Consider the following 7,194-nt stretch of genomic DNA (forward strand, 5'->3'; position numbering starts at 1 on the left):
GGACGCTTACCGCGGGCGCAACGACGGCATCGTCGAACGGTGGACAAGACGCCTTCGTCATGCGCCTCGACGCGGCGGACGGCGCTACGCAGTGGTTCACCGCGGTAGGCGGCCCCGAAGACGACGGCGCCTCTAGCCTGAGCCTCGACCAATTAGGCAACATCTTCGTGGCCATCAATTTCGCCGGAGACTTCACGGTCGGAGGCGTCTCCGTATCATCCGTCGATGGCTCGGAGGACCTGCTCATCGCAGGCCTCACTCCCACCGGTGACATCGCATTCGTCACGAGTGGCGGTGGCCCCGGTGAGGACAGGATCGGCAGGGTCACCTGCCGAGGAGAGGACGTCTTCGTGGCGGGGCAGTTCCAGGGCGACGCCTCTTTCGGGCAGCAACAGGGGAGCGCCTTGGGTGAGTCAGACGCGTTCCTGTGGCGCCTGCCCAACGAGTTGCTCTGCACCGTCGAGGAATGACTGCTTGTTCGGTCCCCGTAGGCCGCCATGTGTCATCCGCTCGGCTCGCGATTCCAGCCAAGAGCGAAGCCGCGCGAGCCCAGGCCGCGGGATCGGGGGGACGCTCATTGGGAGTCGTCGAAGAACGGTCTGCCCCTCGCTAGCTCGATCCCCTCCGCAAGACCGGCGTGATCGAGCGAGCAGAGCCGCCAGCCGGGAACACCCATCGCGGCCACGGACTCATTCGGCGCATCTACCAGGACGGCGCTTGCCAACGAAAGCGCTTCGGCACTGGCACGCCGGTTGGGCTCGTCGAGTACCACGACGGTCGGCGTGGGCGTGCGGCGGCGTCCGCCTGACCGACTGCCTCCGACGATCTGAACGTCTACCGGATGTTGAGTCACGAGCTCGAGCTTGCCCAGACTCGCAAGTTGTCGGCAGCTTTCTTCGATCCAAGCTGGTACACCATCAATCCTGACGCGCAGGGGCGATGATGGGGGGGGTGGCACGCTCCGATGCGCTCCCAATGGGTCCGCGAGATACCGAGCGTGCTGAATCGCGATGATCGCAACTCTCCGAGCGATGGCTGAGGCGCGAGATCCGGGATTGTTTCGGTACGCCACGAGCAGGCTCTCGCGATAGTACCGATACGGGGCTTGGCTACTCTTGGCCGCCTCGTGGACTCGAAACTGAGCGAGCCGCCTTCGGAGGTTCTCCGCGACTCCGACTTGCAGAAGCCGAATCCAAAGATCCAGATCCATGAGCAGGTGATATCGCTCGTCGAGCCCGCCTGCCTCTCGAACGGCCGATGTTCGATACATGGAGCCCGGCTGGAGCACCTTTCCTTTGCCCTCGAGCATCTTGTCGAGAGTCAGGTCCGGAGACCGAGCGAGGGCGAAGTAGCGACCAAACTGATCGATGCGCTCGACATCCCCGTGAAAAAGAACCGCCCGAGGGCTTCTTTCCGCGGCCTTGCGAACCGCCGCAATGGCATCCGGCAAGAGTACGTCGTCCGAGTTCAGCCATCCGACGAGCTCGGTGTCGACCCGTTCCATCCCCTTACGGATCGCATCGGATTGCCCCTCATCCTTCTCCGAGATCCAACGTATCCGTTCCCCGTACTGCTTCAATATCTCGATGCTGTCGTCGGTGGAGCCACCATCGACGACAATACACTCGACGTCTTCGCCCTGCGCGATCACGGATTCGACGGCTGCACGGAGGAACGCCTCGCCGTTGAAGTTGGGGATGACAATTGATGCGGTGATCGAACTCATGGCCTGAGAGCGGCGCTTGCGCTCGCCACGCCGCGCAACGCGACCCCCTTGGCTCGGGGTGGCCGCGCTGCTTCCACTAGCAAGGCTTCGGTCATTCGCTCTGCCACTGTTGGCGCGTGCCCGTCGAGGGCATCCTGACGCGCTCTGCGCCCGATGCGCTGAACCATTTCAGGATGCTCGAGACACGATTGCATCTCGCGCATCAGATTATCGAAGGTCGGCTTGATGACGATGCCGTTGACCCTGTGTCGAACGAAGAACTCGGTGGCGCCGGCCTCGCTGGAGGAGAGAACGCAGTTCTGAGCAGCCATGGCCTCAGGAATGACGAGCCCCCAACCGGTGTAAGTGCAGCAGCAGATGAGGACATGAGATGTGCAGAAGGGCCGTAGTCGACCCAACCAGGTCGAGTACTCACGATCGTATCGAATTACCTCTCCAAGCCGCGGGACTCGGCTGACAGCACGGTCGATCGTGGCCTGCTCGGGACCATGCCCCGCAATCACCAACTCGAACGGCGTGGCTTGGCTTTGCAGAAGCCTCTCGGACGCCTTCATGATCCAGGCGATGTTGTGTCTGGGCAGGAGCTGTCCGGAGAACAAGAAGCGAAACCGCTCACTCTTGTCTTCGTATGCAATCGATAGGCACGGGCTGAGATCTGCGCCATAGGGTACGAGCCACACACCGGTTTCCGGCAACACGAGGCTGCGGTAGGTACGCTCAGCCAAGGCTCCGATAGCCAATACGAAGTCGCTGATCGTGAGATGCATCGCAACAGCGGCACGCGTTGCCGTGCTTGCTGGCCAGCGACGTCGACCATCAAGCGGTTCTAGCCAAAACCCTACGCGAATGGAGGGATCAGCTGCCGCGAGCAGTGCGACTTGGTAGACTTCGCCAACGAGCGAACCGACGAGCACGATGTCGGGCTCGAGGCGACGGACCTCTTGTTTGAGCCAGGCTTCCGGAGCCTGACCTTCAGGAGCCGTTCGATAGCGGTCTTCATCGTACTCGAAGGCAACCCAATGCGGTTGCTGGCGGGCGGGACGCGACCGACTTGCAAAGGCGATGCGAAAGTCGACCATGCCCAGTCGTCTCATCTCCTCCGCGACCTCGATCTGGAAGGGCGAGAACAAGCGTGAAACGAATAGAACCCGCGGGGGCGACATGTTAGCCATTCGAGGCGGGGTCGAACCGCACGAGCTGCTCGATCGTATCGATCGCGGTCCAGCTGCTCGGATAGACGGACGCACAGGCTAGCTGTCCAAGCTCGATGAGCTGCTGCCAAACCGACATGAAACTCTCAGTAGGTCTGGTCAGCTCGCCAATCCGTCGGGGATTTAGTACCTGAATTCCTGAGCAGTAGATTGGCGATGGGCGGTCACGGGTAATCTCGGTGACTCGCTGGTTGTCATGAAAGATGAAGTCGCCGTCCAAACCCTCGACGGGCTCGACGGGAACCACCATGCAAGCGGGACGCCCAACCCCGTCGTACTCCGCAGCGATCCCCGCAAAATCCAGCTCGGCCACGTTGTCACAGGTCAACACGAGGACGGGCTCGTCCAGGTGCCGAAGGAGCGTGTTGTAGAGCCAGTACGCGTTGCCGCGTCCCTCGGTGTTGATGACCGAGCTCACATTGTGTTCGATGACGTGTTTCGCCAGCATCGCGCCCTTGTAGCCAACCGTGATGTGGACGGAGTCGATATGTGTTTTGAGCGTGTCGATACGAGACGCGATGAGCGTTGTGCCGTGGAACGGGGCCATGGGTTTCGGGATGGCCGCGGTCAAGGGCATCATTCGCAGCCCTCGACCTGCTGCCATGATCAGCGCATGGCCGAACGTCGTCATCACGGCTCCTCTCTCGCAGGCTCGGCATCGAGCAAGCGACGGATGTCCTCCTCAGACATCACGGCTGCGGTCGCCGTCGACACTTCTTCAACAGGGCTCTCCGCCTTGTTCGCAAAGTCGATGAGGAAGTGTGGCTTGTCGTCGAGCACCACGCGACTCGTGTGACCCAGCTCCGTACTACCAATGAGATGCTCGTCGACCTTGTCACCCGGCCGCTCCTCGATGCGCTCCCATCTACCGCCGCGGACCGTCGTCCAGACATCGAGGAGCTGGCGCACTTGCGCTGCCTTCATCTCGACCGAGAGCACCTTGCCAGCCACCGTTGGCGCATGGTCGATGGCTCGGAGAACCAACTCGGAAGCCTCGTCGACAGTGAAGAAAAATCGTCGCATGTCGGGTCCGGTGGACCCGATCACGCCGCTCTCCTCGTGCATGCGTTTCCAAATCGGCAGCACAGAGCCTGTGGACCAGGCGATGTTGCCGAAACGGACGCAGGTCGTCGTCAGTCCGCCCCGACCATTCATCGAACACAGCATGCGCTCCATGGCGGCTTTTGAAAGGCCGTAGAGGTTGCCAGCAGGCGGAGCCGCCTTGTCGGTCGAGACGCCCACGAGCAGACTGACGCCTCGCTCGATGCAGGCGCGGACCACGTTCTGTGAGCCCAGGACGTTCACGTCGATGCACTCCATGGGTTGTCTTTCGGAGAGATCGACGAACTTGGTCGCGGCGGCATGGACGACGATGGAGGGGCGGAACTCCGCGAGGGCGTCTCGGACGCTCTCGATGCTCGCCACGTCCAGAGGCACGGACTCGCAGCCCGTAGCCCGTTCGGCCCGGGCATTGTGGGCGTTGTTGCGGGCACCGAGCACGACCGTGTGCCCTCGCTCGCGCAGGGAAACGGCGAGGGAACGACCCAAGAAGCCCGACCCACCAGTGATCAGAACGACGTTCGCAGTCAACAGCGCACTCCCTTCGTACCTCTACCCCTCGATGCACACTTGGTTGCGCGTCCTCTCCTCAACATTCGCCAGTTCGACGGCCGTGGGACGCTCCTAGACCGAACGATGCTCCCGGATGCCACTTCCCGGGCATGCTAGCATGGCCCGTCGTTTCAAGGAGTTAGAAGGGGCGCCAAGGTGTGGGTGAAGCCGTCGCTCGAAGCTTGGCCTCCGACCTCTCTCGAGCCGGCGACGGTGTCAACCTCAGCTCTGCCCGCGAAGGTGGTCACGACATCCGACTTGTACGTGGAAGTCCCGTGACTAGGCAGCTACGCTCTTCCGGTGCCGCCGCTTGGTAACGCCGTCCGGGCATCTCGCCGAGTTCTCGGCAACCTGTTGTCGCATCCGGGATCTCGTGGCTCCCGTCGGGTGCTGTCGCTCGCGCGCTTCGCCTTGTGGCAACTCAACAAGCGCACGGTCCGAGCAGCGCCGACCCTACCCGTATACGGCCACAAGGCCCGCATGCGAGCCTATCCCGATAGTCAGGCCGCAAGCGGGCTCATCTACTTCGGCTACCCCGACTGGCTCGAGATGCGGCTTCTGGAGAAGTTCCTCCGCCCCGGAGACACCTTCGTCGATGTCGGTGCGAACATCGGCACGTACTCCGTTCTCGCCCATACCTGTGTCGCGCCCCACGGCACGATCGTCGCCTTCGAGCCCGATCCGCGCATCGTGGCGAGGCTGAGAGAAAATTTTCAGCTCAACGGCATGGATACGGCACGCATCCACGCCGTCGCGGTTTCAAACGAGAACACTCGCGTGGCTTTTTGTGCAGCAGACTCGGTGGGTGCTGTCGTCCAGTCGTCCCACCATTCACGAGACGTCCAACATGTGAGTGCCGTCAAACTCGACACCGCGCTTCTGGACAGCATCGGCGACATCGCCGCGATGAAGATCGACATCGAGGGACATGAGCTCTCTGCACTTCACGGGGCCTCGGAGCTTTTGGATGGAGGCGTCGGCTTGATCATGCTCGAAACCAACCAGTGCGCTTCGCATGACGAGCGACGAGAGCTCCAGTCCTTCCTCTCGAGCAAGGACTACGCCCTGTTCTCGGTCGAAGACGATGAGCCGACGCTCTGTGCCCTCTCCGCTCCGAGCTCGTATCCTCACAACGCTGTCGCCATTCGAGACATGGCGAGGTTTCGTGCTCGCGTCCCCAGCGCAAAACTCACGACGAGCGGGGGCAGTTTGGCTTGACGTGAACGCATGCTAGCGCCCGCGCACCTGGTGGCGTGAGCCCGCTCAGGCCCGGCCGCTCGGACTGCCTGGTTCCTCACCTCCTTCGCCGTTCGCCGTGACCGTCCCCGCCTTCTTCAACGCAGCGCTCTTTGGGGTCGTAGCCGTCGCGCTGCTGCTACTGTCCGCAACTTCGACGAAGAAGTTCCTCTTCGGCTGCGGGTTCGTCATGCCCTTGTTCACGCCGAGCCTCACCGTGGGCGTGAACCTGTATTGGTTCAACATCATCGGACTGGTCGCTCTCGTGACACTGCCCGTGGCCCCGACCAAGGCAAGGTCATGGAACATCTCCAGGCCCTTCCTGTACTTCGTTGGCTACGTGATGGTCGTCACAGTCATCTGGATGGCGGCAGAGTACGGCTCGTTGGAGCGCTATCGTCTCGCGAGATACATCGGTCTTGGGCCAGCACAGACGCTCTACAAGATGCCAGTGCAGCTCGCCGGCTTCATGATGCAATGCGCAGCCTTCTTCATCATCCCGGCTCGCGCCACCCAACGTCAGGACATCTACGCGGCCTTCCGGGGGTACTTGGGCGGGATCGCAGTGTCGGTGGCGGCAGGGATCGTATTGTTGCTGGTCACCGGCAGCGGCGTCATCGATGAGCGCGGCGCGCTGACGTTCAGCGCCGGAGGAGCAATGCTGACACGAATCGGGGGGCTCTCGGGAGAACCCAAGACGCTCGGCGCGTTCATCGTCGTAGGGCTCGGTCTCCTCGTAGCATACGGAGTCGTTCATCCAAGCAAGGAAGACACCATCGTTCGGCGGCCAACCCCGTGGATCTTAGCCTTTGCGTGTGCGCTGTTCTTCACGTTCTCGACCTCGGCCTGGCTCGCCTTCGCAGTCGTGCTGGTCGTTTTGATGTTCACCCGCGAGAGGGTGCGACGCCGCGCCTCTTTGTTGCTCGTATTGGTTGCGGCCATCGCCATCGTGCCTCAGGTCCCCGTGCTACGGAGCGTCGTCGAAGAGCGTATCACCAAGCGTGTCTTCGCGGACGACACGCAGGAACTCGAGGGTTCGAAGGACAACTACGTTCTCGACGTCTACAGGGCAAAGCCACACTTCGTTTTCATCGGATTCGGCATGGGGGGTACCGACCTCGAGGCGACGCCCTTCCTGCTGCGGGAGCGCAAGTACGAACTGCAACTCCAGTACGTACGAACGCCGACTCCATCCACGACGGGCGCGCGCCTTGCAGGCGACCTCGGCCTAGTGGGCATGCTCCTCCTGGTCTATTGCGGCTTCAGCTGGAGTGCGCGGCTGCGACGCGGGAGACTCACTCCACTCGCGGTGTTCGTCCTCTCGACGGGTGCCGGTATCATGTTCCAGTCGTTCAACTCGGTTGCTGCGTTCCTCTTCCTGTGCGGCGGCGGCCTGGCGCTCGTGCGGCT

At 62.3% G+C, this 7,194-nt stretch carries 7 protein-coding genes; 3 read left to right on the forward strand and 4 right to left on the reverse strand.

From position 1 onward, the window contains the following. The coding region (locus RJQ01_RS11620) for a hypothetical protein (protein WP_350476890.1) at positions 1 to 470 on the forward strand (470 nt) is incomplete at its 5' end. A 104-nt stretch (positions 471 to 574) separates the two neighbouring features. On the opposite strand, the gene RJQ01_RS11625 is transcribed toward RJQ01_RS11620, so the two are convergent. The 4 genes from RJQ01_RS11625 to RJQ01_RS11640 all read right to left on the reverse strand — a co-directional run bounded on the left by RJQ01_RS11625 (position 575) and on the right by RJQ01_RS11640 (position 4,527). Next, the gene (locus RJQ01_RS11625) at positions 575 to 1,726 is read right to left on the reverse strand and encodes a glycosyltransferase family 2 protein (RefSeq protein WP_350476891.1); all 1,152 of its coding nucleotides are present in this window, start codon (positions 1,724 to 1,726) and stop codon (positions 575 to 577) included. Then, positions 1,723 to 2,805, reverse strand: coding sequence for a glycosyltransferase family 4 protein (locus tag RJQ01_RS11630; protein ID WP_350476892.1), 1,083 nt, complete (start codon positions 2,803 to 2,805; stop codon positions 1,723 to 1,725). The genes RJQ01_RS11625 and RJQ01_RS11630 overlap by 4 nt, the downstream gene beginning before the upstream one ends. Positions 2,806 to 2,890: 85 nt before the next feature. Next, positions 2,891 to 3,568 (reverse strand): nucleotidyltransferase family protein, encoded by a 678-nt coding sequence (locus tag RJQ01_RS11635; protein WP_350476893.1) that lies wholly within the window; start codon positions 3,566 to 3,568, stop codon positions 2,891 to 2,893. Continuing rightward, positions 3,568 to 4,527 (reverse strand): SDR family NAD(P)-dependent oxidoreductase, encoded by a 960-nt coding sequence (locus RJQ01_RS11640; protein WP_350476894.1) that lies wholly within the window; start codon positions 4,525 to 4,527, stop codon positions 3,568 to 3,570. The genes RJQ01_RS11635 and RJQ01_RS11640 overlap by 1 nt, the downstream gene beginning before the upstream one ends. A 321-nt stretch (positions 4,528 to 4,848) precedes the next feature. On the opposite strand from RJQ01_RS11640, the gene RJQ01_RS11645 reads away from it, so the two are divergent. After that, positions 4,849 to 5,766, forward strand: a complete 918-nt coding sequence (locus RJQ01_RS11645) for an FkbM family methyltransferase (protein WP_350476895.1) — start codon at positions 4,849 to 4,851, stop codon at positions 5,764 to 5,766. Positions 5,767 to 5,863: 97 nt separating this feature from the next. Next, positions 5,864 to 7,194: O-antigen ligase family protein (locus RJQ01_RS11650; RefSeq protein ID WP_350476896.1), on the forward strand; the 1,331-nt coding region annotated here is incomplete at its 3' end.

The organism is Microcella sp., from assembly GCF_040286215.1.
In the GTDB taxonomy this organism is placed as follows: domain Bacteria; phylum Actinomycetota; class Actinomycetes; order Actinomycetales; family Microbacteriaceae; genus Microcella.